31 protein-coding genes are annotated in these 26,713 nt (G+C 30.4%); 21 read left to right on the top strand and 10 right to left on the bottom strand.

Annotation, left to right across the window (positions count from 1 at the left end; genetic code table 11):
• Window positions 1-25 precede the first annotated feature (25 nt).
• Together SAR11_RS01495 and SAR11_RS01490 are read left to right on the top strand one after the other, a co-directional pair.
• Complete coding sequence (locus tag SAR11_RS01495; protein ID WP_011281613.1) at window positions 26-745, top strand: type 1 glutamine amidotransferase; 720 nt, start codon at window positions 26-28, stop codon at window positions 743-745.
• Window positions 742-963, top strand: coding sequence for a hypothetical protein (locus tag SAR11_RS01490; protein WP_011281612.1), 222 nt, complete (start codon window positions 742-744; stop codon window positions 961-963). Before SAR11_RS01495 ends, SAR11_RS01490 begins: the two co-directional genes overlap by 4 nt.
• Here the strand turns inward: SAR11_RS01490 and SAR11_RS01485 are convergent.
• From SAR11_RS01485 to SAR11_RS01455, 7 genes are read right to left on the bottom strand one after another with little or no spacing between them, the layout of a single operon-like run.
• The gene (locus SAR11_RS01485) at window positions 960-2,102 is read right to left on the bottom strand and encodes an FAD-binding domain-containing protein (RefSeq protein ID WP_011281611.1); all 1,143 of its coding nucleotides are present in this window, start codon (window positions 2,100-2,102) and stop codon (window positions 960-962) included. The two genes, SAR11_RS01490 and SAR11_RS01485, sit on opposite strands and share 4 nt — an antisense overlap.
• A gap of 6 nt (window positions 2,103-2,108) precedes the next feature.
• Window positions 2,109-2,489, bottom strand: coding sequence for a phosphate-starvation-inducible PsiE family protein (locus tag SAR11_RS01480; protein ID WP_011281610.1), 381 nt, complete (start codon window positions 2,487-2,489; stop codon window positions 2,109-2,111).
• Window positions 2,489-2,947, bottom strand: coding sequence for a membrane protein (locus SAR11_RS01475; RefSeq protein ID WP_011281609.1), 459 nt, complete (start codon window positions 2,945-2,947; stop codon window positions 2,489-2,491). The genes SAR11_RS01480 and SAR11_RS01475 overlap by 1 nt, the downstream gene beginning before the upstream one ends.
• Window positions 2,948-3,003: 56 nt before the next feature.
• Window positions 3,004-3,621: a DsbA family oxidoreductase gene (locus tag SAR11_RS01470; RefSeq protein ID WP_011281608.1), complete on the bottom strand. Its 618-nt coding sequence runs from the start codon at window positions 3,619-3,621 to the stop codon at window positions 3,004-3,006.
• Between the two features lie 4 nt (window positions 3,622-3,625).
• Window positions 3,626-4,813, bottom strand: a complete 1,188-nt coding sequence (locus SAR11_RS01465) for an argininosuccinate synthase (RefSeq protein ID WP_011281607.1) — start codon at window positions 4,811-4,813, stop codon at window positions 3,626-3,628.
• A gap of 4 nt (window positions 4,814-4,817) precedes the next feature.
• On the bottom strand, window positions 4,818-5,324 hold the full coding sequence (locus SAR11_RS01460) for an invasion associated locus B family protein (protein WP_011281606.1): 507 nt from the start codon (window positions 5,322-5,324) through the stop codon (window positions 4,818-4,820).
• Window positions 5,315-6,352, bottom strand: coding sequence for an aldo/keto reductase (locus SAR11_RS01455; protein ID WP_011281605.1), 1,038 nt, complete (start codon window positions 6,350-6,352; stop codon window positions 5,315-5,317). The genes SAR11_RS01460 and SAR11_RS01455 overlap by 10 nt, the downstream gene beginning before the upstream one ends.
• A gap of 60 nt (window positions 6,353-6,412) precedes the next feature.
• Here SAR11_RS01455 and SAR11_RS01450 point away from each other — a divergent pair, with 60 nt between their 5' ends.
• Complete coding sequence (locus SAR11_RS01450; RefSeq protein ID WP_018413646.1) at window positions 6,413-7,174, top strand: Bax inhibitor-1/YccA family protein; 762 nt, start codon at window positions 6,413-6,415, stop codon at window positions 7,172-7,174.
• Between the two features lie 5 nt (window positions 7,175-7,179).
• Here SAR11_RS01450 and SAR11_RS01445 read toward each other — a convergent pair whose 3' ends face one another.
• Together SAR11_RS01445 and SAR11_RS01440 are read right to left on the bottom strand one after the other, a co-directional pair.
• A complete protein-coding gene (locus SAR11_RS01445; protein ID WP_011281603.1) occupies window positions 7,180-7,524 on the bottom strand; it encodes a DUF2794 domain-containing protein in 345 nt (114 codons plus the stop codon).
• Window positions 7,517-8,068, bottom strand: a complete 552-nt coding sequence (locus SAR11_RS01440) for a septation protein A (protein WP_006997623.1) — start codon at window positions 8,066-8,068, stop codon at window positions 7,517-7,519. The genes SAR11_RS01445 and SAR11_RS01440 overlap by 8 nt, the downstream gene beginning before the upstream one ends.
• A 78-nt stretch (window positions 8,069-8,146) precedes the next feature.
• Between SAR11_RS01440 and hspQ the strand changes: the two genes are divergently transcribed.
• The 15 genes from hspQ to SAR11_RS01365 all read left to right on the top strand — a co-directional run bounded on the left by hspQ (window position 8,147) and on the right by SAR11_RS01365 (window position 21,920).
• Complete coding sequence (gene hspQ / locus SAR11_RS01435; protein ID WP_006997624.1) at window positions 8,147-8,467, top strand: heat shock protein HspQ; 321 nt, start codon at window positions 8,147-8,149, stop codon at window positions 8,465-8,467.
• Window positions 8,468-8,649: 182 nt separating this feature from the next.
• Complete coding sequence (gene ccmC / locus SAR11_RS01430) at window positions 8,650-9,360, top strand: heme ABC transporter permease CcmC (RefSeq protein WP_011281602.1); 711 nt, start codon at window positions 8,650-8,652, stop codon at window positions 9,358-9,360.
• Window positions 9,357-9,584, top strand: a complete 228-nt coding sequence (locus tag SAR11_RS01425) for a heme exporter protein CcmD (protein ID WP_011281601.1) — start codon at window positions 9,357-9,359, stop codon at window positions 9,582-9,584. The genes ccmC and SAR11_RS01425 overlap by 4 nt, the downstream gene beginning before the upstream one ends.
• A 10-nt stretch (window positions 9,585-9,594) precedes the next feature.
• A complete protein-coding gene (gene ccmE / locus SAR11_RS01420) occupies window positions 9,595-10,014 on the top strand; it encodes a cytochrome c maturation protein CcmE (protein ID WP_011281600.1) in 420 nt (139 codons plus the stop codon).
• 1 nt (window position 10,015) lies between these two features.
• Window positions 10,016-11,893 (top strand): heme lyase CcmF/NrfE family subunit, encoded by a 1,878-nt coding sequence (locus tag SAR11_RS01415; RefSeq protein WP_011281599.1) that lies wholly within the window; start codon window positions 10,016-10,018, stop codon window positions 11,891-11,893.
• Window positions 11,890-12,411 (top strand): DsbE family thiol:disulfide interchange protein, encoded by a 522-nt coding sequence (locus SAR11_RS01410; protein ID WP_011281598.1) that lies wholly within the window; start codon window positions 11,890-11,892, stop codon window positions 12,409-12,411. The genes SAR11_RS01415 and SAR11_RS01410 overlap by 4 nt, the downstream gene beginning before the upstream one ends.
• Complete coding sequence (locus SAR11_RS01405) at window positions 12,408-12,788, top strand: cytochrome c-type biogenesis protein (protein WP_011281597.1); 381 nt, start codon at window positions 12,408-12,410, stop codon at window positions 12,786-12,788. The genes SAR11_RS01410 and SAR11_RS01405 overlap by 4 nt, the downstream gene beginning before the upstream one ends.
• Window positions 12,789-13,298, top strand: coding sequence for an acyloxyacyl hydrolase (locus SAR11_RS01400; RefSeq protein ID WP_011281596.1), 510 nt, complete (start codon window positions 12,789-12,791; stop codon window positions 13,296-13,298).
• 8 nt (window positions 13,299-13,306) lie between these two features.
• Window positions 13,307-14,458, top strand: a complete 1,152-nt coding sequence (locus tag SAR11_RS01395; protein ID WP_011281595.1) for an alpha-hydroxy acid oxidase — start codon at window positions 13,307-13,309, stop codon at window positions 14,456-14,458.
• 73 nt (window positions 14,459-14,531) lie between these two features.
• A complete protein-coding gene (locus tag SAR11_RS01390) occupies window positions 14,532-15,695 on the top strand; it encodes a pyridoxal phosphate-dependent aminotransferase (protein ID WP_011281594.1) in 1,164 nt (387 codons plus the stop codon).
• Window positions 15,696-15,700: 5 nt separating this feature from the next.
• The gene (locus SAR11_RS01385; protein ID WP_011281593.1) at window positions 15,701-17,197 is read left to right on the top strand and encodes an FAD-linked oxidase C-terminal domain-containing protein; all 1,497 of its coding nucleotides are present in this window, start codon (window positions 15,701-15,703) and stop codon (window positions 17,195-17,197) included.
• Window positions 17,163-18,431 carry an FAD-binding protein gene (locus tag SAR11_RS01380; protein WP_011281592.1) on the top strand — a complete coding sequence of 423 codons (1,269 nt, stop codon included), beginning with the start codon at window positions 17,163-17,165 and terminating at the stop codon, window positions 18,429-18,431. The genes SAR11_RS01385 and SAR11_RS01380 overlap by 35 nt, the downstream gene beginning before the upstream one ends.
• Complete coding sequence (gene glcF / locus SAR11_RS01375) at window positions 18,431-19,726, top strand: glycolate oxidase subunit GlcF (protein WP_011281591.1); 1,296 nt, start codon at window positions 18,431-18,433, stop codon at window positions 19,724-19,726. The genes SAR11_RS01380 and glcF overlap by 1 nt, the downstream gene beginning before the upstream one ends.
• A 2-nt stretch (window positions 19,727-19,728) precedes the next feature.
• Entirely contained in the window at window positions 19,729-20,682 is a 954-nt protein-coding gene (locus tag SAR11_RS01370) for a 2-hydroxyacid dehydrogenase (protein WP_011281590.1), read from the top strand.
• A 20-nt stretch (window positions 20,683-20,702) separates the two neighbouring features.
• Entirely contained in the window at window positions 20,703-21,920 is a 1,218-nt protein-coding gene (locus SAR11_RS01365; RefSeq protein WP_011281589.1) for an MFS transporter, read from the top strand.
• Between the two features lie 2 nt (window positions 21,921-21,922).
• Here SAR11_RS01365 and SAR11_RS01360 read toward each other — a convergent pair whose 3' ends face one another.
• Window positions 21,923-23,005, bottom strand: coding sequence for a GAF domain-containing protein (locus SAR11_RS01360; protein WP_011281588.1), 1,083 nt, complete (start codon window positions 23,003-23,005; stop codon window positions 21,923-21,925).
• A 160-nt stretch (window positions 23,006-23,165) separates the two neighbouring features.
• Between SAR11_RS01360 and SAR11_RS01355 the strand changes: the two genes are divergently transcribed.
• From SAR11_RS01355 to SAR11_RS01345, 3 genes are all read left to right on the top strand, one after another.
• Window positions 23,166-24,227 (top strand): NAD(P)-dependent alcohol dehydrogenase, encoded by a 1,062-nt coding sequence (locus SAR11_RS01355; protein ID WP_011281587.1) that lies wholly within the window; start codon window positions 23,166-23,168, stop codon window positions 24,225-24,227.
• Between the two features lie 21 nt (window positions 24,228-24,248).
• Window positions 24,249-25,784: an ABC transporter substrate-binding protein gene (locus SAR11_RS01350; RefSeq protein ID WP_011281586.1), complete on the top strand. Its 1,536-nt coding sequence runs from the start codon at window positions 24,249-24,251 to the stop codon at window positions 25,782-25,784.
• A gap of 68 nt (window positions 25,785-25,852) precedes the next feature.
• Entirely contained in the window at window positions 25,853-26,713 is an 861-nt protein-coding gene (locus SAR11_RS01345) for a carbohydrate ABC transporter permease (protein WP_011281585.1), read from the top strand.

The following is a 26,713-nucleotide window of genomic DNA, read 5'->3' as shown; positions in this document are numbered from 1 at the left end:
ATTTTAAAATGCTATAAATATAGTAATGAACATAATTGTCTTACAGCATATAAAGATTGAAGACCCAGGCTATATCAAAGATTTAATGTTAGCTGATGGTTTTAACTTAACCACTATAGAGCTAGATGAAGGTGAAAAAATCCCAAGTGATCTAAGAAAATTTGATGGAATGTTTTGTATGGGTGGTCCAATGGATACTTTTATGGAACAAGAATATCCATGGCTAATTGAAGAAAAAAAAGCAATTAAAGAATTTGTTGTTAATTTAAAAAAACCTTATTTAGGTTTTTGTCTTGGGTGTCAGTTATTAGGTGAGGTAATAGGTGGTAAGGTAGTTAAATCAAATCCAGCAGAAATTGGAATAATGGATATAAATTTTACTAAAGAAAAAAAGGAGGATATTTTATTTTCAAAATTTCCAGATCAAATTAAAAGTTTGCAGTGGCATTCATATGAAGTGCAAGGAATAGATAATAATAAGGATGTAACTTTACTAGCATCATCTCCTATTACTAAATATCAAATTTTCAAATACCAAAATCACGCATATGCAATTCAATTTCATATAGAAATTAAAGACACAACAGTTAATGAGTGGGGGTGTGTGCCTGAATATAAAAAAGCTCTTGAAAGTCAATTAGGTGAGGGAGCTTTAGATAAATTTGATCAAGCTGCAAAAAATAATATGCCTGATATGAATAATTATTCTAAGATACTTTATGAGAATTTTAAAAGGCTATTATGAATAATAAATTTTTTGAATGGGCAGGGGTTATTACGGCAATCCTTTATTCTATGTTTGTAGCCTTAAACATTGGAATAGAGTTTTTAGGATTTTGTTTGTTGCTGTTGTCTGCCATTTTAATTGGTATCTGGGCATATAGAGGAGGTCACAAGGGAATACTTGTGTTGCAATTTTTTTATGCAACAGCAGGTATAATTGGAATGATACGTTGGTTTTAATTAAAATTAGCAATAATTTTTGGAATATAGTTTTTAAAATTAAAAAAACCTTTATTACAATATTGCCAAGAAAACTGATCCAACTTTCTATATAAAAATCTTATATTTTTTAATTGATTATTTTGAATAAAATTTAAATTTTCACCAACGGTTGGATAAAGCGCATAAACTTCTTCGGTAATATTTTTTAAATCATTAGTGTTAATAGTTTCACAATTTATTGATTTTTCTTTCAATCTTATTTTTTGATCCTCTAAAAGATTTGCTTTAAATTTCAACACCTTTTCACTTAATTTGATAGTTCTATCTGTTTTATTTGAGACTAACAAAATTTTTTTAAACTTATGTTCTTTAAAATCAGAAAATTCAAATGTCATATTATTTTCAAATATTAATAAAGTTTTATCTTCCAAAATCTCAGAATTTTTAAAGCCTTTGCTAATAACAGAATATATCTTATCATTGGATATAGGTTTGGCATTTTCATTAAGTTTTATGTTTTTAAATCTATTATTTGTAAATTTATTTATATTCCATTCACTTGCAAGGTAATGCTTGCCTTGAGTTTGAATGCCAGCAACCCATCTCCAACCAAGGGTATTTGATGCAGCATCCCCATCATATAGATGTTGCATAAAAAACTCAGCTCCCAACTGCCATGGTAATTCTAGTGTAAAAATCCAAATGCTAGCAAACCACATTCTTGTGTGGTTATGAAGATAATTGTTTTCTTTAAGTTCACTTACCCATTGATTAAAACAATCTACATTTGTTTTTCCTTCTGTTGCATCCAAATAACTTTGATTGTTTTTAAATTCTTTTTTAATTTTATCTAATTCTATTAAGTAATCTGACCAAACATCAGGTCTTAGTTCTAGCCAACCTTTCCAATAAACATGCCAAAGAACTTCCTGAATAAATTTTTCATTATTTGCAAATGAAAACTTTTTAAGAGATTTATTAATTACTTCTAATTCATTAATTATTCCGTGAGTTATATAGGGGGATAAACAAGAAACATTAGATCTATTACTAGGCCCAAAATCAAAATTTCTTAGTTTTGAATAATCTGAAAGATTTTGTTCAACAAAAGTATTTAATTTATCAACGGCTTTAGCCCTTGAAGCTTCAAAAATCATTTTAAACTATTTAGATTTTCTTTTCTTTAGACCCAATTTATCACTGTGTCTTAATCTTAAAATAACTATTGCAGATGCAATTAGAACTATAGCTATAGCTTCATAGACTAATGCTGATGGATCCATTTCTTTTCCTTGTAATATAATAAATCGTGCGAGAGCAGTGATGGCAATTAAAAGAGGTAAAGTTATACTGATTGATTGTTGATTCCAAAAAACACGAACCATTGCTAAGACTTCTAAATAAAGAAACATTAAAAGTAAATCTGCTAGCATTACAGATTGATTTAGAAACATATTATTAATTTCCATACCAACAGCAATTACAGTGCTCACTAAAATAATGCACATTAGTGCAAGCTGTAAAATTTTTGCTATTTTATCCATTACTTATCCTTACTAAATGGTAGCCACTTTTCAAACACAGATTTTACTGGTCCATCATATGGAATTGAATAAGAGCTAGGGTTTGGACTTGTTAAAATTTCTATTCCCTTAGAAAATACAAAGATGAATACAATTACAAAAACAATAACCATAATCTTAAATGGATCAAAGTTTTTAGTTTTGAATACACTGCTAGATTGCGCCTCTGCTTTATGAAAATGTTTGAATGTCATGTAAACTGCAAATATCAATCCAATATGAGCAACGTATAAACCGGCCCAACCAAATGCAAAAGTTGTATAAGAAAATATGTATAAACTAAAAACAGTTGTCCAAACGAAACTCAGAACTAATAAAATTTGTAATCTAACAGATCTTGGTAAAGACCTCAGATCATTTTTGCTATCATCAAATAAAATGTTAGCAGCATCTTTCATCCAATTTTTTAGAGCTTCCATATAGCTAGAATAGATATTTATATGTTAAAGGCAAAGGATAAAGTGTCCTTTAATTTTTAGCTTAAATTGGACTTTATTACACTTTCTAAATTTGCAGAGCTTTGGGCGCCTGAAATAAAATCTGTTCCTATTTCAAAGAAGGGTACTCCATTAATTTCTTTCTCTCTTGCGACTAAAATATATGAATTAATTTCTTCAATATTTTTTAAATTAAAAAAATCATTGATTGTATCTCCATTAATATTAAATTCTTTACCAATATTAATTAAGATTTCTTTATCTCCAATATCAAGACCTTCAATAAAGTATGATTGATATATTTTTTCTTTAATTTCGTTGTGTACATTAGATTGTTCGGCTAATTTTATTAATAAGTGAGAAAATACTGTATTGGGTGTTTTCTTTATCTTATCTAGATTAAAATTAAGATTTTCTTTATTCGCCTCTTCTGTCATTCGATCATACATTGGTTGAGCAAACTCTTTCCCACCAAACTTTATTTCTAAGTACTTGTTTCTTTCAATTCCTTCTTTAGGCATGTCAGTATTTAGTTGAAATGGAACATGCTCTATCTCAAACTTAGTCTCAGGAAAATTTTTTAATGCTTTATTTAATCTTGTCTGACCAATAAAACACCACCCACAAATTGTGTCAGCAAATACTTTTATTTTCATTAATTTATGAACGAAGCTTTTGTTTATGAAAGTTAATAAATCTTTCTACATTTGATTTATTAAAGGTTTTATTTTCTTCAAAAGAAACTTTTTTCATTGAGTAAGCATTACTTTTTGTCTGTCTAGACATTATAGTGATATTGCCTTTGTATAATTTAAGCTTAACAGAGCCATTAACTTTATTCTTTTTAAGATCGACAATTTTTTGAAGTTTAAATCTTGCTTTTGAGTACCAGTAACCATTGTAAATAAGTTCAGCATATTTAGGCATAATTTCATCTTTTTTATGCATAGTTTCTTTGTCCAAAGTAATAGACTCAATTGCTCTGTGCGCTGACATTAAAAGTGTTCCACCAGGCGTTTCATAAACACCTCTAGATTTAATCCCAATAAATCTGTTTTCAACTAAATCAACTCTACCTATTCCATTTTTGCCGGCAACATTATTAAGTTTTTCTAACAAATTTCCAGGCGATAGTTTTTTACCATTAACAGTTATGGGGTCTCCATTTTTAAATCCTATAGTTACAAATGAAGCTTTGTTAGGTGCTTTTTCAGGAGATACTGTTCTTTGAAAAAGAAACTCAGGAGCTGAATTTTTTGGGTTTTCTAAAACCTTACCCTCAGTTGATGTGTGGTATAAATTATCATCAATAGAGAAAGGAGGAGCACCTTTTTTATCTGTTGGAATTGGAATATTGTTTTTTTTTGCATATTTAATTAAATCTGTTCTAGAGTTTAATTTCCATATTCTCCATGGTGCAATAATTTTTACTTTTGGACCAAAGTAATGATATCCTAATTCAAATCTCACTTGATCATTTCCTTTGCCAGTTGAACCATGAGAAACTGCATAAGCTCCAAATTTTTTAGCGGCAGCAATTTGACGTTTTGCAATTAAAGGTCTTGCAATTGAAGTACCCAATAAATAAACACCTTCATAAATTGCATGCCCTCTAATCATTGGAAAGACATAGTCTTTTACAAATGTATCTTTTAAATCTTCAATAATGATATTTTTAACACCTAGTCTTTTGGCATTTTTTATAATTTTTTTTCTATCAATTTCTTGCCCAACATCTGCAGTATAACAAATAACTTCTGCATCATAATTTTCTTGAAGCCATTTTAAAATAATAGAAGTGTCTAGTCCGCCAGAATATGCGAGTACAATTTTCTTTTTAGATTTCATTTAATTAACTGCAGCTAGTTTTTGCAGCATTATAGGCTTTCGTAAATCCTAACAATGAATAATGGTCTATAGTTTGAGAGCCTTTTTGATTATGACCAGTGATCATAATTCTTGATCCTTTCTTCATGGTCTTAATCATTTTGTTTTCAAGTTTGTTATCAGCAATCCAAGCAAAACCTTCTTGAGCAATATCAAATTTGTATTTAGATTTACCTGAAGTAGCTATAATTGAGTTTTGATTATTAAATTCATAGCCACCAGTAACGCTTATTTCATCATTTATTTTTTCGGCAGGTCTAAATGAAACAAACATTCTTGCTTCTCTAGGGTTAGATTTTGGGGCCTGCAACACAGGAACTGATTGAGCAAAACAAACTTTACCGGTTTGTTCAGTTATAATAATTGTTTCCCAGTCTTTAAATTTACCAACTTTTTTTACTTCTTGTGAATTTACGCTAACAGCAAATAAGCTTACAAGAATTAGAATTATAAAATTTTTAATTATGGACATGGGTTAGGGTAAATTTTTTGTACTTCATTTATTTCTTTAATTACGTCTTCACTTAAATCTATACCTATACTTTCTATATTAGTTTTCAACTGTTCCATTGTCGTTGCACCAATGATAACCGATGTTACAAACGGCTGAATTTCTAAAAATTTTAAAGACATTTGAGCTAAATCCAGATTGTGTTTCTTTGATATTTCATAATATAATTCAATAGCTTTTTCAGCATTTTGATTATTATATCTAGACCAAAAATCACCATCTCTTTCCATTCTAGAATTTTTTGGCAATTGTTTATTTCTGTATTTTCCAGATAAATAACCACACGCGAGAGGAGAGTAAGCTAGCAATCCGGCTTGCTCCCTAATAGACATTTCTGCAAGTCCAATTTCATAAGTTCTATTTAATAAATTATAAGGATTTTGAACTGAAAGCATTCTTGGTAAATTTTTATCTTTTGAAAGCTCTAAATATTTAGATAATCCCCACGGTGTTTCATTCGATACACCAACGTATTTAATTTTTCCTTGATCAATAAATTTTTTTAAATTTCCTAGAATATCTTCAAACCTAGTCCACTCATTGCTATCATCATGTTCATAACCTAGTTTGCCAAAAAAATTTGTTTTTCTTTCTGGCCAATGTAATTGGTACAAATCAATACAATCCGTTTTTAATCTTTTTAAACTTCCTTCAAGTGCTTCTGTAATATTCTTTTCTCCAAATTGATTTCCACCACCTCTTACATACTCTCTCATTGGGCCACAAACTTTTGAAGCTAAAATTACTTTGTCTCTCTTTTTTGTTTTTTCAAACCAATTACCAATAATAGTCTCAGTATGACCAAACGTTTCTTGTCTTGGTGGAACAGAATAAATTTCCGCAGTGTCCCAAAAGTTTACACCCTGATCTAAAGCATAATCCATCTGCTCAAAACCTTCATTTTGGGTATTTTGTTCACCCCAAGTCATAGTACCGAGACAAATAGTGCTTACTTTTAAATCTGTATTTCCTAATTTTTTATAATTCATAATTATTTAATCTTATTAAGACATCTTGAAATAATAGTAAAAGGCTATTATATATGTGTCATGGAATTCAATAAGCAAAACATATTAAATAAAGTAAAAGAAGCTCAGCAATCAACAGTAGTAATGGATGAGGGCTTAAGAGCCTACATGCTAAAAGTCTACAACTACATGGCTTCTGGTATTTTGTTAACAGGACTTATATCTTTAATATTTTTCAAACTATCTGTAGTAACAGATGCTAATGGATCAATTACAGCATTAACAAGCTTAGGAAATACAATATTTCTTTCAGGTTTTAAATGGATTGTAATGCTTGCTCCACTTGGAGTAGTTTTTTACATGAGTGCTAGAATTAATAAAATGACAGCTTCAACTGCTCAAACAACTTTTTGGGTTTTTGCGTCTTTAATGGGGTTATCACTATCCTCAATATTCTTAGTTTATACTGGAGCGAGTATCACTAGAGTATTCTTTATTACCTCTATTACTTTTGGTGCAATGAGTTTGTATGGTTACACAACTAAAAGAGATCTTACAAAATTAGGATCATTTTTAATGATGGGCTTAATTGGAATTATTGTTGCATCAGTTGTTAACATGTTCTTAAAATCTTCAATGATGGATTTTGTAATCTCAATTCTAGGTGTTTTAATTTTTGTAGGTCTTACTGCTTATGACACTCAAAAAATTAAAAACATGTATGTATCAAGCGATACGGGTGAGTTGATGGGTAAAAAAGCTGTAATGGGTGCTTTAACTCTTTACCTAGACTTTATAAATTTGTTTATAATGTTGTTAAGATTATTTGGTCAAAGACGATAGTCTTTTTATTTCTTAAGGTTCTTCCAATTAGTATTTTTAAGTAAAATTTCTAGATCAAAGGAATTTTTTAAAACTTTCCCATTAGAATCTGTAATTAAATACTTTAAATTTTTATTGCTAGGTTTAAAGTTTTTACAAATTTTATACAAAGCATTCTCTGCTGCATTTTTAAAGACACTAAAACTAACCTGCCTGTTAGAAATGTTTAGACCATAGTCTTTCCATGATCCTTCAGAGACCATTTTTGCATATAGATCTAAAATGATTTTAAGTTCATTTTTTTCAAAAAATTGTCTTTCTTCTATTTGTTTGTGAGGATTATTTACAACTAGCTTTAAGTTTCTATTCATCAAGCTTGTATTTATTAATCAATGATATTTGAAATGCTGTAAAGACAAGGGTTATTGGTAACATGCCCCATACCTTAAAATTAACCCAAAACTCTTCTGTTTGCGTTCTCCAGACACATTCATTAAGGATTGCAAGGAAGAAGAAAAAGTACATCCATCTTTTGTTTAATAATTCCCAACCCATATCAGTTAGAGCAATTGACTTACCCATAATCTTTTTAAGGACAGGTTCTTTTGTAAAATATTTTCCAAAATATAAAGCAAGGGCAAATAAAATATTAATGATCGTTGGCTTTACATAAATAAAAACTGGATCATCAAAATAAATTGTTAGACCCCCAAAAAATGTAATTAAGATACCACTTATTAATGGCATCATAGGTATTTTTTTTTCAAAAAACCAAACAACAGCTAGCGCAGTTAATGTTGCAACTATGAGTGGAGGAATCGCAACTGCTAGATTCTTATCATTATTATAATAATAATAAAAAAAAATGGCTAAAGGCCCAAAGTCAGTTGCAAATTTAAGAAAAGATTTATTCACTTGACAGATATTAACATAATAAAAAAAATATAAATGTTTTTTATTGATTTTTGTTCTTAAACCCCCATATTAATAGTAATGGCAATTCAAAAAGCAAAATTTTCAATAGGAGACATTGTAAAACATAAACACTTTGAATTCAGAGGTGTAATTTATGATGTTGATTTCGAATTTAATAATTCTGAAGAATGGTATCAATCTATTCCAAAGAATGTTCGTCCTAGAAAAGATCAGCCTTTTTATCATTTGTTAGCCGAAAATGATGAAATTACATATGAAGCATATGTTTCAGAACAAAATCTATTAATGGACGATTCAGAAGATCCAATTAAACATCCTTTAATTGAAGAGATTTTTTCTGGTAAAAGAGGCTCTAGCTACTTTAAGCCCTCTAATTAATTCTTTTTTCAAACACAATTAATTCAAATCTTCGACATATATAGTTGCTATCTATATTCATGTTCTGATCAAGAGTGTTAAATAACGTTTTTATCATTATTGACTCCCTCTGCATTCTTGATCAGGATGATCTTCCATAAAAAAAATTAAATTATCTTTTTTTTAATATATATAATTTAAAAATGTTTAAATATTTTGAACCTAATAAAATTTTTGCAATAACCTCTAAAGCACCAAAGTATGTTCTATTTTTATTTATTATTGTCCTAACAATTGGTTTAACAGAAGCGCTTATACTTTCACCTGAAGATTATAAACAAAGTGATGCAGTAAGAATTATGTATGTTCATGTGCCAGCTGCATGGATATCACTTGGAATATTTACAAGTTTAGCTTTTTTGTCTGTTGGAAGTTTTGTTTTTAAAAATAAAAATTTTGCATTAATTGCTAAAAGTTTAGCACCTTCTGGATTCATTTTTAATATTATAGCATTAGGAACAGGATCAATTTGGGGAAAACCAACTTGGGGTACTTGGTGGGCTTGGGATGCAAGAATAACTTCTATGTTAATTTTAGCTTTGTTTTATGGAATGTATTTATTGGCTTGGAGAATTTATGAGGACAAAGAACAAGTAATAAAGGTTACGTCTTTAATTGCAATTTTAGGAGTGGTAAATGTTCCCATCATTAAATTTTCTGTAGACTGGTGGAACACGTTACATCAACCAGCTTCAATTAATATTTTATCAACCAACACAGCAATTCACCCATCAATGTTAGTCCCATTGGGTATTATGACTGCGGCATTTGCTCTTTTTTCATTACTCATTTTTTTGATGAAATATAATACCGAACTGATAAAAGTTAAAAATAAAGGATTAGATAGATTATGATAAATGAAATAATTTCAATGAATGGATATGGAGCTTACGTTTGGTCAGCTTTTTCATTTACATTGATTAGTTTTACAGCCCTGTACTTTGTAACTAAATTACAACTTTCAAAAGAGCAAAAAAGATTTGCTTCTAAATTTGGTTCTCTAAATGTTGAGAAAGCTAGAGCTGCAAGATCACAAAATATTAATAGAGAAATATTATCCAATACATCAAATATTTAACTAATAAACCATGTATGGTAAAAAGGTTAAATTACGATTTATATTCTTAGCTTTAATCTTAGCCTCAGTAATTTTAACAGTTTTTTTAGTTTTACAATCATTAAAAGAAAACGTTGTATATTTTCAGTCTCCGTCTGAAATAAAATCTTTAATAGAATTAAATAAAAAAAAAATAAGAGTGGGTGGGATGGTTAAAGAACAATCGATTTTTATAGATTCTGATAAAGTTAATTTTGTCATTACTGACTTTAAAAATGAAATTAATATTGTCTATACAGGGGCAGTCCCTAATTTATTTGCTGAAGGAAAAGGAGTGGTTGCTGAAGGTTTTTTAAAAGATAAGAATTATTTTACAGCTACTAAAATTTTAGCAAAACATGATGAAAATTATATGCCCCCAGAAGTTAAAGAAGCCTTAGGAGATAAATAAATTGCTAGCTAATCAGATAGGTTATTATTCTTTAATTTTAGGGTTGTTACTTTCGGTATTGCTTTGTGGAGTTTCAATTAAAGACTTCAATAAAACTAATAAGCAGATTAACCAAAATATATTATCTCTATCATTTCTACAGTTAGTTTTTGTAATTGTGAGTTTTTTGAGCTTGATTGTATCTTTTATAAACTCAGACTTTAGTAATGAGACTGTTTTTAATAATTCTCACACAACCAAACCATTATTCTATAAAATCTCAGGAACTTGGGGAAACCATGAAGGAAGTTTGTTATTATGGTTATTAGTATTAACTTTATTTATTTTTTTGTTTTTAATTAAATCAAGAGAGCAGCCTAAAAAATATAGAATTTTAACTTTATTATTTCAGCAAATAATAATTATCGGGTTTTTCTTATTTGTATTAATAACATCTAATCCTTTTAATTATTTATTTCCAATTCCTAATGAAGGTCTTGGTCTTAACCCAATTTTACAAGATCCAGCTTTAGCAATTCATCCTCCAATTTTATATTTAGGTTATGTTGGTACCTCTATAATATTTTCATCATCCCTTGCCGCAGTTACACAAAATTATGTCACCAAAGAATGGGGACAGCATATTAAAAAATGGGTTTTAGTTTCTTGGATTTTTCTAACTATTGGAATTATGCTTGGATCAATTTGGGCATATTACGAACTAGGATGGGGAGGTTTTTGGTTTTGGGACCCAGTTGAAAATGTTTCTTTAATGCCATGGCTAACACTAACTGCATTATTGCATTGCATTGTAGTGTTAGAAAGAAGAGCATCACTAACATCTTGGGTGGTTATACTGTCTATTACAACATTTACCCTAAGTATGTGTGGAACTTTTTTAGTAAGATCCGGAATATTAAATTCTGTACATACATTTGCTAATGACCCTGCAAGAGGTATTTTTATATTAATATTTTTATTTGCACTAATTGTCTTATCGTTAGGAATATTTTTTATATTTCACAAAGAAAATAATAAAAGCTCAAATAATTTTTTTTGGCTTAGTAGAGAAACTTCTATCTTAATAAACAATTGGTTTATGATGTATTTTTTAGCTGTTGTTTTAATAGGTACGGTATATCCAATTTTTCTAGATGTAATATCTAGTGAAAAAATATCAGTAGGGCCTCCTTTTTATCATAAATTAATTGTTCCTTTTTTAATACCATTTCTATTATTCATGTCTCTTGGACCAAGACTTAAATGGATTAAATCAAAAATTGAAAATAAGAACTCACTAATTATCACATTTATAATTTCAGTAATGTTAACCTTTTTTATTATAAAAAATTTAACTGCTGACTTACTTTTTTATACAGTTTTAATTTCAGCTGCTTTTTTTCTTTTCTTTACCACTTTAAAAGAATTATTTATTAAAAAATTTAATAATATTTCTCAAACTGTTTCACACTTTGGTTTTAGTTTATTAATATTAAGCATTCTATTTAATAGTATTTTATCCTCAGAAATTATAACCAACATAAAAATTGGTGAAAGATATGATTATAATAAAGGTGAAATTTTTTTTAAAAAGGTAGAAGAAAGAAAAGAAAGTAATTTTAACTCCATCATTGCCTCTTTTGAAATAAAAGACAAAAATGGCAAAACTATAGAATTAAAACCTGAGATTAGAATTTATAATCAGCCTATAATTATTACTAGTGAAGCAGATATAAGAACAACACTATTAGAGGATAAGTTTTTAGTAATGAATCTTGTAAAGGGTAATGAATATTTTAATATTAGATATCAAATAAAACCATTTATGGTTTGGATATGGGTATCAGTTTTATTGTTAAGTCTTGGTGGATTAATGAGTTTATTTAAAAAGGAGATATGAAAAATAAGTTTAGCTTATTTGTTGTAGTTATTTTTTTAAGCTTTTGTTTTGTTATTTTTTATAAAGGATTAAATACTCCAAATAACTACACACCCAAGGTTAATGAAAAAAAAAATATCCCAACCTTTAAAGCAAAAGACTTTTATTCAAACAATTATGTAAATTCAGAGAAAATTTTTGAAGAGAACATCTTTTATATTGTAAATATTTGGGCTTCCTGGTGTGTACCTTGCAGAACAGAACACCCCTTATTAATGCAACTAAGTAAAAACCAATCAATTAAACTAATTGGATTAAATTATAGGGACAATTTTAATAATGCAAAAAAATTTATCAATGACCTTGGCAATCCATATTCAAGAATTTTAATTGATAAAGATGGAACTCTAGGAGTTGAATTTGGAGCTTATGGAGTTCCAGAAACTTTTTTAATAGATAAAAATAAAGATATAATCAAAAAATTTGTTGGTCCAATCAATCAAGAAATTGTTAGTGAAATTAAATTAATTATTAAATGAAAGTATTAAAAATATTTATAATCCTATTTGTAGTTGCAAACTTTTCAGAGTTAAAATCAGCTGAAACAAATGATATTTTAAAGAATAAAATTTTAAAGAATGTTCGTTGTTTAATTTGTCAAGGTCAGTCAGTATACGATTCTGAATCAGAGTTTGCTTCTAGCATCAAATTAATTGTTGATAGAAAAATTAATGAAGGATTAAAAGAAAAACAAATATATCAATTTTTAAGAGAAAAATATGGTGACTGGGTAATTTTTGACCCCCAATTAAACAAAAACACATATGTTTTATGGTTATTACCATTATTGTTATTTTTGTTTGGCGGTGCAATAATATATAAAAAAATAATATTAAATAAAAATAACAAAATTTAAATGAAACATTACAAGTTGATATCAAGATTTATTTTTATCATTTTCTTCAGCCTATTATCTTCAGTTGTTTATGCTGAAGAAAATAGTTCTAAATTTAATGTTTATTCTGGAATGTTTGATTTCAGTGATACTGGTAAAAAATCAACATTAATTGGATTTCAACATCAAAATGAGGATTTAAATAGAGATACTTTTTTAGGTAATATTTCTCCCATAACAGGTGCATTAGTGACTGCAGACTCTGCTGCATATATTTATACAGGTGTTCAGGCACAATATAAGCTAGGTAAAATTAATTTTACACCAAGCTTTGCACCAGGATTATACAGTAAGGGTGATGGTAAAGATCTTGGTCATATTCTAGAATTTAAAAGTGAATTACAAATTTCAGTAGACTTTGTTAGTAATAGTCAACTTGGTTTTTCTTATAATCATCTTTCTAATGCAAGCTTAGGAACAAAAAATCCTGGTGCTAATAGTTATATGTTTAACTTTTTTAAAACATTTTAACTTAATCAATGAACCTAAAAGACTGCTATAATTTTAATGACTTTAGAAAATTAGCAAAAAAACGATTACCTTCTCCAATTTTTCACTACATTGATGGCGGTGCAGATGATGAAAAAACCTTAAAAAGAAATACAGATTCTTTCGATGATTGTGATTTAATTCCAAATATTCTTGCTAGTGTTGGTAAACCAGATCTTTCAACGACTGTTTTTGGAAAAAAAATTGATATGCCAATCTTTCTTTCACCAACTGCAATGCAAAGACTCTACCATCATGAAGGTGACAAAGCCTCAGCAAGAGCTGCTGAAAAATTTGGGACCTTTTATAGTATGTCTACAATGGCCAATAATACTATTGAAGAAGTTGCTGATATTTCAAATGGACCAAAGTTATTTCAATTATATGTTCACAAAGATCAATCAATTACCGATGACTTAATAGATAGATGTCGAGTGTCTGGTTTTAATGGTATGTGTTTGACAGTTGATACATTAGTTGCTGGAAACAGAGAAAGAGATCACAGAACTGGTTTTACTACTCCTCCAAAATTGACACTTCAAAGCTTAATGAGTTTTGCCATGCGACCTGAATGGGTATTTAATTATTTTACTCATAAAAAATTTGAATTATCCAATGTTAAAAATAAAACAGATAAAGGAACCAATATTTCAAAATCAGTCATTGAATATATTAATGAACAATATGATCCGGCCATGAATTGGAAGGATGCAGAATATTGTGTAAAAAGATGGAATGGCCCATTTGCACTTAAAGGTGTGATGTCAATTGAAGATGCAAAAAGAGCAATAGATATTGGCTGTACAGCAATAATGATTTCAAATCATGGGGGCAGACAATTAGATGGCTCAAGATCACCCTTTGATCAAGTTAATGCAATTAGAGAAGCTGTAGGGGATAAATTAGAAATTATTTTAGATGGCGGAGTAAGACGTGGAACTCATGTTTTAAAAGCTTTAGCAGCTGGTGCAACAGCATGCAGCTTTGGGAAAATGTTTTTATTTGCTTTAAGTGCTGGGGGTCAACCAGGTGTGGAACGTCTATTGCAAAACATGCATGATGAAATCAATAGAAATATGGTATTAATGGGTTGTAAGACCTTGAAAGAATTAGACGCGTCAAAATTAATTTATAGAAAATAGTTTTTACTTATCAAAATTATATATATAAAAAATAAATTAAATTATAAATTATTAATACTAGAATTTAATTATTATGAAATTAGCAAAAAATTTACAAAGACTAGGAACAGAATCTGCATTTAGTGTTTTAGCTGAAGCAAAAAAATTAGAAGCACAAGGCAAACCAATGATCCACTTAGGTTTAGGTCAGCCTGATTTTAAGACACCCCAACACGTAGTAGATGCTGCAAAAAAAGCATTAGATGAAGGTCATCATGGATATGTTTTATCAAATGGAATTTTAGAGTGCAGACAAGCTGTTACTAGAAAAATTAAAAAACTTTACAATAAGGATATTGACCCTGAAAGAGTATTGATAATGCCAGGTGGGAAACCAACAATGTATTATGCGATACAATGTTTTGGGGAGCCAGGTGCGGAAATTATACATCCAACACCAGCATTCCCAATATATGAATCAATGATTAATTACACAGGTTCAACTCCAGTCCCTTATGACTTAACAGAAGATAAAGATTTAAAATTTGATCCAGAAAAAATTCTATCTTTAATTACAGATAAAACTAGATTGTTAATATTAATTAACCCGAATAATCCAACGGGAAGTTTTGTTGAAAAATCTGCAATAGATGTTTTAGCAGAAGGGTTAAAAAAACATCCTCATGTAGCAATCCTAAGTGATGAAATTTATAGTAGACAAATTTATGATGGAAAAGAAATGCCAACATTTTTTAATTACCCTGATCTGCAAGATAGATTAATTGTTTTAGATGGTTGGAGTAAAGCTTATGCAATGACTGGATGGAGAATGGGATGGAGTGTGTGGCCAGAAGAATTAATACCACATGTAAATAAACTAATTATTAATAGTGTTTCATGTGTTAATGCTCCGTCACAATTTGCAGGAATTGCAGCTTTAGACGGACCAGATGATGCAATCCATGAAATGATGGTAAAATTTGATCAAAGAAGGAAATTGATTCACGAAGGTTTAAATAGTTTACCAGGTGTGGAATGCAGTTTACCAGGAGGAGCCTTTTATGCATTTCCTAAAGTTATTGGAACAGGAATGAATGGTTCAGAATTTGCAAAAAAATGTATGCATGAAGCAGGGGTAGCAATAGTTCCAGGAACAGCTTTTGGTAAAACTTGCCAAGATTACGTAAGATTTAGCTATGCAGCTTCACAAGACAACATATCTAACGCATTGGAAAATATCAAAAAAATGCTAGGCTAAGACTAATGAGTGAATTAGTTCTGCCAAAGATTGACAAAGCAACGATCAATAAAAAAGAATATATTTTTAAAAATCTTGCTAAAATTATCAATCCAGAAAATGTTTTAAGTCATGCAGATGATATTAAACCATATGAAACTGATGCATTAGCAGCTTACACACAAACACCACTAGCTGTTGTGATGCCGGAAAATACTGAAGAAGTAAGTAATATCTTAAAGTTTTGCCATAAAGAAAATATTAAAGTTGTACCAAGAGGTGCTGGCACTGGTCTTTCAGGGGGAGCTCTACCTTTAAATGATGCAATTTTATTAAGTCTTGGAAAATTTAACAAAATTATAGAAATTGATTTTGAAAATAAATGTGTAGTAACCCAACCTGGTGTAACAAACTTAGGAATAACACATGCCGTACAACATAAAAATTTTTATTATGCACCAGACCCATCAAGTCAACTTGCATGCTCAATAGGGGGTAATGTTGCTGAAAATTCTGGAGGCGTCCATTCTCTAAAATATGGAACGACAACTAATAATATTTTAGGTGTTGAAATGGTAATGATGGATGGAACAGTTTGTAGAGTTGGTGGAAAAACTCTTGATCAAGAAGGGTATGATCTAATGGGATTAATTTGTGGTTCAGAAGGATTATTAGGAGTGATTACTGAAGTGACAGTAAAAATTTTAAAAAACCCTCAAGTCGTTAAAGCAGCGCTAATAGGCTTTCCAACAATTGAAGAAGGTGGAAACGCAGCATCAGAAATAATTTCAAGTGGAATTGTTCCAGCAGGTATGGAAATAATGGATAAAGCTTTGATAGAGGCAACAGATAATTTTAGTAAAGCAGGATATCCAAGAGATGCAGAGCTTTTATTAATTGTAGAATTAGATGGAACCGAATCTGAGGTAGATGAATTATTAAAACAAGTCAGAAGTATTTGTGAAAAAAATAATTGCTCAAGTTTAAAATTGAGTAAAAATGAAAAAGAAAGACTATCATTTTGGGCAGGTAGAAAAGCAGCATTTCCAGCATGTGGAGCTATGGCACCAGATTATTATTGTATGGACGGATCCATACCAAGAGGAAAACTTGCGGAAGCTTTACTTGAAATAAAAAGACTTTCTGAAAAATACAAATTACCTGTAGCAAATTGTTTTCATGCAGGAGATGGAAATTTACATCCATTAATAATGTTTGATGGAAGTGATAAAGAACAACTGCGAAAAACAGAGGAATTTGGAGCTGAGATACTAAAGACGTGCGTTAGATTAGGGGGAGTGATCACTGGAGAGCATGGGGTAGGAGTAGAAAAAAGAGAACTAATGTGTGAGATGTTTAATAATACAGATATTCAACAACAATTAGATATTAAAAAATCGCTTGATGAAAAAAATTTACTAAACCCAGGAAAAGTTTATCCAATATTAAGAAAATGTGCAGAGGAAGGAAGGGTACATGTCCACAGAAATGAAGAAAAATTCCCAGATCTTCCAAGATTCTAATAATACTTATTATCCAGAAGATGAGCTGCAAGTTTCAAATCTAGTTCAGGAACTTTACAAAAAAAACCAACCAACAGAAATAATTGGCACAGGTTCAAAAAATTTTATTGGTAACAACATTCAATCTGCAAAAAAACTATCTATGTCTAAGTTGTCAGGTGTAATTGAGTATTTGCCTGAAGAACTATATATTAAGGTTAAAGCTAACACGCCATTAGAGTTAGTTGAAAAGGAGTTAGAAAAAAACAATCAAGAACTAGCTTTTGAGCCTATTGATTTTGGATTTATTGAAAATGGAAAATCAAATAAGGGCACCATTGCAGGCCATTTAGCTTGTAACTTTGCTGGCTCTCGAAGATTTAAAGTAGGAAGTTTAAGAGATCACATATTAGGTTTTAGAGGTGTGAATGGTAAAGGAGATATAATTAAATCAGGTGGCACAGTTGTAAAAAATGTTACAGGTTATGACCTATCAAAACTAGTAACAGGATCTTTTGGAACTTTAGTTGCTTTAACTGAAATAACATTAAAAGTTCTACCTAAAAAAAAATTATCTAATACAATTACTATACATACTGATGATAAAAAATTAGTTAAAAATTTATTTGATAAGATATCTAGTTCAAGTAGCGAAGTCTCTGGAGCTGTTTATATTCCTGAAGAACCCAAAGATGAAAATTATGACCAAAACAAAGAGATGGTCTTTAAATTTAATGACTTAAAATACAAAGGATCGTTTTTGGCGTTAAGAATAGAAGGAGACAAAATTGCAATAGATGAAAAAATAAAAGCTCTAACAAATGAACTGGAGCTTAGTAAGCTGAATACAACAGTTTTAGATGTTCACCAATCAACACCATTTTGGAAAAAAATAAATAACCTTGAATTATTCAAACAAACAAAAAATAATCTTTTAAGAGTAGTAGTGCCCCCTTCAAAAGGCCCTAAGTTGATACAATTCTTAGGTAATAAGTATAAATATTATATTGATTGGTGTGGCTCATTATATTGGATAGAGGTTCAATCAAAAAAGAACTCTAAGGTTAGTGATATTAAAAAATTGACCAAAGAATTAGGTGGTTATTTAACTATCATAAAGACATCGGATGAATATGATTACGAAGAAACAATTTTTACAGTAGACGATATAAGACTTTTAATATCAGAAAAGATCAAAAAAAGTTTTGATCCTAAAAGAATTTTTAATCCTGGAAAAATGTATAGAGGAATTTAATGCAAACAAATTTTACTGAAAAACAATTAAAAGACAGTGATAACGCTGAAACGGAAAAAATTTTTAAAAAGTGCGTTCATTGTGGTTTTTGTAATGCAACTTGTCCAACCCATCAAATATTTGGTGATGAATTAGATGGACCACGGGGAAGAATTTATTTGATTAAAGACATGTTGGAAAATCAAAAAAAACCAACAGCAAAGACAGTAAAGCACATAGACAGATGTTTGTCCTGCTACAGCTGTATGACCACTTGTCCTGCAGGAGTAAATTATATGCACATCATTGATCATGGTAAAAAATATATTGAAAAAAACTATGAAAGATCTTTTTTTGATAGAACAATTAGGAACTTTTTATCAGTAGTATTACCGAATACTGGATACTTTAGATTAGCAAGTTATATGGTTAAATTAGCTAAACCCTTTCAGTTTTTAATGCCATCAAAAATAAAAGATATGATCAGCTTGATGCCAACAAGTTTTCCTAAAAAAACCATAAAACAAAAAGAAGTTTATTCTGTAAGTGCTAAAAATAAAATTGCAAGAGTTGCTCTTTTAACTGGCTGTGTTCAAAAAGAAATTTCTCCTCAGATTAATGAGGCAACTATTAGACTTTTAAATAGACATGGAGTTGAAGTGGTTGTGCCTAAAAAAATTAGATGTTGTGGATCATTGAACCATCATTTGGGAAAAGAAGATGATGCTCACCATGATTTTAGAAATAATATTAATACTTGGTATGATGAACATCAAAAAGGCAATTTAGATGCTATTTTATCAAATACTTCTGGTTGTGGAACGACCATGAAAGACTATGGTTTTATTTTTAAAGATGATGAAGAAATGAAAAAGAAAGCAAAAGTGATTTCTGATTTAACAAAAGACGTTTCTGAATATTTAGATACCAATTTAAAATTAAACTTTAAAACAAAAGAAAAGAAATATAAAATTGCTTATCATTCTGCATGTTCAATGCAACATGGACAAAAAGTACACAGTCAACCCATGTCATTACTTTCAAAAACAAATAATGAAATTATGGAAATTCCAGAAGGACATATCTGTTGTGGATCTGCTGGAACTTATAATATTTTGCAGTCTGAAATTGCCAAAGAACTATTAAGTAAAAAAGTAAAAAATATTGAAAGTTTGAAACCAGATTTTATATCAACTGGAAATATAGGTTGTATTACCCAAATTTCTAATGGAACCAAAACTCCAATTTTACATACCATTGAGATATTAGATTGGTATACTGGTGGTCCAAAACCAAAAATATTACAAAAGAATTAACTATGAAAAAAATTATAATTACACGAAGACTATTAAAAGAATCTGAGGAAAAAGCTTCTAAAACATTTGATGCAAAGCTTAATGGTAATGATGAATTATATTCTCAGTCAAAACTTATTGAATTAAGTGAAGGCCATGATGCAATCTTAACTTCTTTAACTGATAAGATGGATGAAGAGACTATAAGTAAATTACCAGATAGTATTAAGGTAATTTCTAATTTTGCAGTTGGTTTTGGAAACATTGATTTAGAAGCAGCAAAAAAAAGAGGAATAGCTGTAACTAATACACCAGAAGTTTTATCTGATGCCACAGCTGAGATTGGAATTTTATTAATTCTTGGAGCATGTAGAAGAGTTCCAGAGGGTGTTCAGGCTGCAAAAGAAAGTAGCTGGAAATGGTCTGCAGATTATTTGATAGGAAAACAGTTAACTGGTACGAGGCTTGGAATTTTAGGAATGGGGAGAATAGGTCAAAAGATTGCAAAAATTGCAAAATCTTTAGGAATGATTATTCACTATCACAACAGATCAAAACTAAGTGACGAAAAAGAACAAGGTGCCATTTATCATGATAGCATTAAAAGTCTTTTTGGAGTTTCAGATGTATTGTCAATTTGTTGCCCCGCAACAAAAGAAACAGAAAATTTAATTAATAAAGAAACATTAGAATATTTTCCAACAGGTGCGGTTATAACAAATGTGGCTCGTGGAGACATTGTTGAAGATGAAGCTTTAATAGATGCATTAAACAGAAGAAAAATTTACGCAGCAGGACTTGATGTTTATAAGGGTGAACCAAATTTAAATCCAGGCTATCTGAAGATTAAAAGTGTTTTTATTTTGCCTCACCTTGGAAGTGCCACTAAGCACACAAGAATTGCTATGGCCAATCTAGCCATAGACAATATTGATGAGTTTTTCAAAACAGGAAATTGCAAAAATAAAGTAAATTAATTTCTTTATAATTTTTAATTATGAATAAAGTTATTTTACCAAAACAAAAAGCGATAACTATATTTTTAGTATTTGCTCTCAGTTATTATATCTCTAATTTACTAAGAGCAATCACTGCAACTATTTCACCTAATCTTATATCAGAGTTTGATTTATCAGCTGGTGACTTAGGACTTTTGGGAGGTGGATATTTTTTAGGTTTTGCTGCTGTTCAAATTCCATTAGGTTATTTATTAGATAATAAGGGACCAAAAAAAATAGTATCATATTTTTTACTTATAGCTGTATTGGGTATGATTTCATTTTCTTTATCAGAAAATTTTATTACTCTTTTAATATCAAGAATTTTAATTGGAATAGGCGTAGGCGCTTGTTTGATGGGGCCGCTTACTGCATATAGAATTTGGTATCAAGATGAAACGCAACAAAGAGCAAATTCATGGATGTTAATGGTGGGCGCAATTGGAATGCTCTCTTCTAGTTTGCCTGTACAATTTTTTTTACCGATAATTGGATGGAGAATGATTTTTATCACTTTAGCTCTATTAACCATATTTTGTATTATCTTAATTATTTTTTTTATACCTAATTGGAATAAAGCAAATATTCAAAGTAACTCAAATGATAATGGTTCTTTAAAAGAAATTTGGAACAATAGTTTTTTTAAAAGCTTAGTTCCAATGGGATTTTTTAATTATGGTGGATTGTTTGCTATTCAGACACTTTGGGCAGGACCATGGATGATTAAAGTTTCAGGATATACACCCGAACAAAGTGCAAATGGTCTTTTCTTAATTTATTTTTCTCTCTTAATATCATTCCTATCTTGGGGCTATTTAGTTCCTAAAATTTCAAAAAATGTTTCAGATGCGATAAGATTATTGAAGTTTGGTGCACCGTTAAATTTAATTGTTCTAGCTTTTATAATTTATCTTGGACCTAAAGCAGGAGCATATCACTGGGCTTTTTTTGCTGTAAGTTCTGTTTTTTTATCCTTAACCCAACCAGCAGTAGGTATGGCTTTTTCACTTTCAAATGCAGGAAAAGCACTGACATCATTTAATCTGCTTCTTTTTATTGGAGCATTTGCGCTTCAATGGATCATTGGTGTTATTATTGATCTCACAATGAACTTAGGCTATTCAGAAATTTCAGGCTTTAGATTTGCTATGATATTTTTTTTATTAACTTCTTTCTTTTCCTACCTATTTTTCTTAATAAGAAATTATAAAAATTAATTTTATTTTAGATGTTTGTAAATTGTGGTTCTTGATACACCAAGTTTTCTGGAAGCTGCACTAATATTTCCAGTTTCTATAAATGCAGATTTAATTAAAACACATCTTTCTTCCTTAAACTTAGAACCTTTACAGTTATTGCACGCATAAGTTTTTATTCCTGTTTCTTTGGATATTTTTTTCTTAAAATTTTGACTTTTTATTATAAAGACAGACGAACCTAAATGATCAGAAATTTTTAGGATTTTATTTTGTAAAAGTTCATTTGCTATTGAAGAAAATGAAGTTGTAAAAATATTATTAAAATTCTCATTCTTTAATGGTGCTAGTCCATGTAGCATTATTCGTGCGTTTGAATTAGAACCAACAACAAATCCATCACCATTAATTGCAAGCAAACCAACACTATTAGTACTAAGATATTCTTGGCGTGGATGGAAAGATAAAATTAATTCATCTTTAAATTGATTTATAAATAATTTTGTTTCGATGCTTTTTGTAGCAAGCTTAACTAGCGCTAGTGTGTGCTGCTCTCTTGAATGCACATCAGTAGAAGCATCTATTATACCTATTGTTTTACCTTCATGATTTAGTATTGGACTTGCAAAGCAAGATAATTTTCCATGTGACTCAAAAAAATGCTCTTTACCTGAAACTATGGAGTCTTTATTGAGAGTTACAACCTGTCCTAATCCATTAGTACCTCCAATTTCTTCTCTCCAAATTGAACCTGGTATTACAATTTTTCCAACATCAGTTTTAAGACAGGTTTTATCGTAAATAGTATCCATAACTGAGCCAGTGCTGTCAGAATATGCTACCATAAAGTTTGTTCCAGCTATTTGTGAATATAGAAGTTCAAGCTCAGGGTTTATCAGTCTTCTAATATATTCATTTTTTTCTTTAAGCTCATCAAGCTCTTTAGAAGAAAGAATCGTTCTCTTTGGTTTTTTAAGCGGATCCAATCCTGTTGAAATACATCTCTTCCAGCTATCAGCTATATCTTTATCAATCAAAGAAGATAAAAAACCTCTTTTCTTAGTGAGGTTAGAGAATTCTTTTTCAACAGATGTTAAATTTGGCATTTCTTATTTTAGGACATAATTAAAAATGAACAACCAACCATAAGTTGTATTTTGTTAACTTTTTGGACACTTTTTTGTGCAGTTGACTCTTAGTTGACCTGAATATTGGATAGGGTTTGTTATTAAAAAAATTAACAAACAAAAAAAATAGAGAGTAATTATGAAAGCACAAGTTCTACATAAATATAATCCAAAAATGGATGAAAAAGTTTGGGTGACCGAGCAAGAAATGCCAGATCCAAAATTAGAAAAATCGTCAGATGTTATTGTTAAAATTGGTGCTGCAGGAGTTTGTAGAACTGATTTACACATTATCGAAGGTGTATGGGAACATATTCAAGATCCTAAAGGAGATTTATTACCCATGGTTATGGGTCATGAAAATGCAGGTTGGGTTGAAGAAGTGGGCAAGGATGTCGTTGGATTTAAAAAGGGTGATCCAGTAATTTTGCACCCAATCATTTCTGGAACAGATGGAACTTGTTTAAGCTGTCGTAGAGGCTTAGATCAGCATGCCGAAGAAGGTGCCTTTCCAGGACTAAACATTAAAGAAGGTGGATATGCTGAACTGCTTAAAACTAGTGTTCGTAACTTAATTAAACTACCAACAATATTAGCGCCAAAAGATGTTGCACCATTTTCTGATGCAGGACTTACCGCTTATAGAGTTGTTAAAAAAGCTACTAGACATTTATTACCAGGTCAGACTTGCGTAATTATTGGAGCTGGTGGACTGGGTCATATAGCAATTCAATGTTTGAAAGCAATGTGTGCTGCAAATATTATTATTGTTGAAAAATCTGCTGAAGCATTAAAACATGCGATGTCACTTGGTGGTGATGAAGGAGTTTTGATTGATGGTAATGAAGTTGAAAGAGTTTTAGAACTTACCAAAGGTAAAGGTGGTGAAGCTGTAATCGATTTTGTTGGTGAAAAAGGATCCACTGCAATGGGTATCAAAATGACAGCAGGAAGTGGATACTATTATATCGTTGGCTATGGTGAAGAAATCAGAGTTCTAGCTGTCGATGTAATTATTTCAGAAAAAACAATTGTTGGAAATTTAGTGGGAACGTGGTCTGAGTTATATGAGCTGATGGAGTTAGCTAACAAAGGTTTAGTTACGCTTTCTATGCAAGAATATAAATTAGGCGATGCTAATAAAGCACTTCATGATCTTAACGAGGGTAAAGTTAAGGGAAGAGCTGTTTTAGTTCCATAATAATAAAAAAAGGAGAGAGTAATGAAAATAATAAAAACTTGCTTAAGTGCTATGATATCAGGAATTCTGATATTTAGTCCAGCTTATGCAGATAAGTGGAGTGATCAATTTCCACATATCAAAGCGACAGGAGATATTCCAGGTGATTGTTCTTATGAAGAAATTTCTAAGAAAAATTATAAAGGAAAAACTCTTAAAATAAATACGCACGCAGTTCCAGTAATCGGACAGCCTACAGCTCTTCATGCTGAACAGTTTGCAAAACTAACCGGCGCAACAGTTGATGTAACACATACACCTGCAGGTGATTTGTATGCAAAAGCTATGGTTCCTTTTAAAGCTGGTCAAGCCCCATACGATATCGTATTTGGTTTTTCTAACTTTATAAATGACTGGAGACAGTATTTAGCACCAGTTCCAAAAAAATACATGAACACAAAAGAGATGAAAGACGTTACAAAATCTCATGTGGGTGTTTCTTCTTGGGATGGAACTATGTACCAATATCCAGTTGATGGAGACAGACATTATCTAAAATACAGAAAAGACGTAATAGATAATCCTGAAATGCAAAAAAAATACAAAGCAGACACTGGTAAAGAGTTAAAAGTTCCTACAACTTGGAAAGAATATGGCGAAATGGCCAAATACTTTAATGGTTGGGATTGGGATGGAGATGGAGAAAAAGAATACGGTTCAGCTGAAGTTATGAAAAAAGACGACTTAATGTTCGCAGCTTTTTTCAGTAGATCAGTAGCGTATGCTAAAAATCCTAGAACTCCAGGTGGTTTCTTTTTTGATTTAGAAACTATGAAACCAAATGTTAACAATCCAGGGTTTGTTGAAGCTTTAACTGACTGGGTAGAAGCTACTAAGTATGTTCCTCCAGGAGGAATTAACTTTGGGCTAGGTGATGAAATTGGATCATTTGGTGGTGGACAAACTCTATTTAGTTTTTCATGGGATGATGCTTTTATTGCAGCAATGCAAGATGATAGTCCTATTAAAAATAAAGTAGGTACAGCTCCTCTTCCAGGCGCAGACAAAGTTTGGAACAGAGTTACTGGCAAATGGGAAAACCAATACAACCAAGCACCGTACATTGTATGGGGTTGGGCAGTAGGTGTTGCTAAGAAAAGTAAAGTTCAAGAGATGGCGTTTGATTATCTTTGTTTCTTTTCTAATGGAGCAAACCACCAAGCTGACTTAGCTATTGGTAACTTTGGTGTTAATCCATTTAAAAACTCTGATTTTGATCCAAATCTTTACATAGATACAATGGGTTGGGATAAAGAGATTGCGGAATCTTACACTAAAACACTTAAAGACATGGAAAAAAGTAAGAATAGAGTTTTCCCTTTAAGAGTTCGTGGTGTATTTGAGTTCACTAGTGCAGTTGCAACTGGAACTTCTAAGGCTTTAGCTGGTCAGCTATCTCCTCAAGAAGCTTTGGATGAAGTTGCTAAAGAGTGGGAAGCAATTGTCAAAAGAGTTGGTAAATCAGCAGTACAAGAGGATTATGCTGTTGGTGTCAAAATGGAAGACAATAAGTTATAAAAATAATCTTATATGGCCACCTTTAATTAGGTGGCCATATACATGCAATATAATCAATATTCAAAGTCATGAACTTTAAACATAAATACATTTTTCTATTTCCTGGTTTATTTGTTCTTATAGGTATCTTAATTTTCCCGATAATATTTGTAGTTCGTTTAAGTTTATCAGGGTGGAATAGTTATAATGGTTTAAATTTTATAGGCCTTGAGAACTATATAAGATTATTTACAGATGACCCAAGGTTCTGGGAATCATTTTTTAGATTAAGTTTTTTGTCAGTAACAACTGTTGTTCTTCAATATGTAATTGGTTTTGCATTAGCACACATGGTCTGGAAGGAAATTAAGTTTCAAAGGTTTTTTAGAGTATTATTTTTAATACCTATGATGACCACACCAGTTATCATGACTGTTATTTGGAGAACTTTTTTTCATGAATCTCTAGGTCCTGTAAATGATATTCTGGGCAACTTTGGTCTTTCACCAAAATGGCTCACAGATCCCACTTTAGCTAAATTTACTGTTATTATAGTTGAGGTTTGGCAGTGGACACCTTTTATGTTTTTACTATTGTTAGCAGGCCTTTTATCACTTCCAAAGGAACCATTTTTAGCAGCTGCGATTGATGGAGCTAGCCCAGTCAGAAAATTTATCTATGTAACATTTCCATTAATGGCACCTATATCTATCGGTGCAATTATTATTAGATTGATTGAAGCCTCAAAGATAATGGATACAGTTTATGTGTTAACCTCTGGTGGTCCAGGAACCTCAACCGAGACTTCAAGTTTTTATATTTTTATTAAGGGATTGAGAGAGTTTCAAATGGGCTATGCAGCCTCTATGTCATTCACATATTTAATAATAATGATCATAAGCTTAACTGTTATAGCAAAAGTATTAACTAAATTATTACTCAAAGATTAG

The organism is Candidatus Pelagibacter ubique HTCC1062, from assembly GCF_000012345.1.
Taxonomy (GTDB): domain Bacteria; phylum Pseudomonadota; class Alphaproteobacteria; order Pelagibacterales; family Pelagibacteraceae; genus Pelagibacter; species Pelagibacter ubiqueversans.
This window is presented reverse-complemented; position numbering and strand designations above follow the sequence as displayed.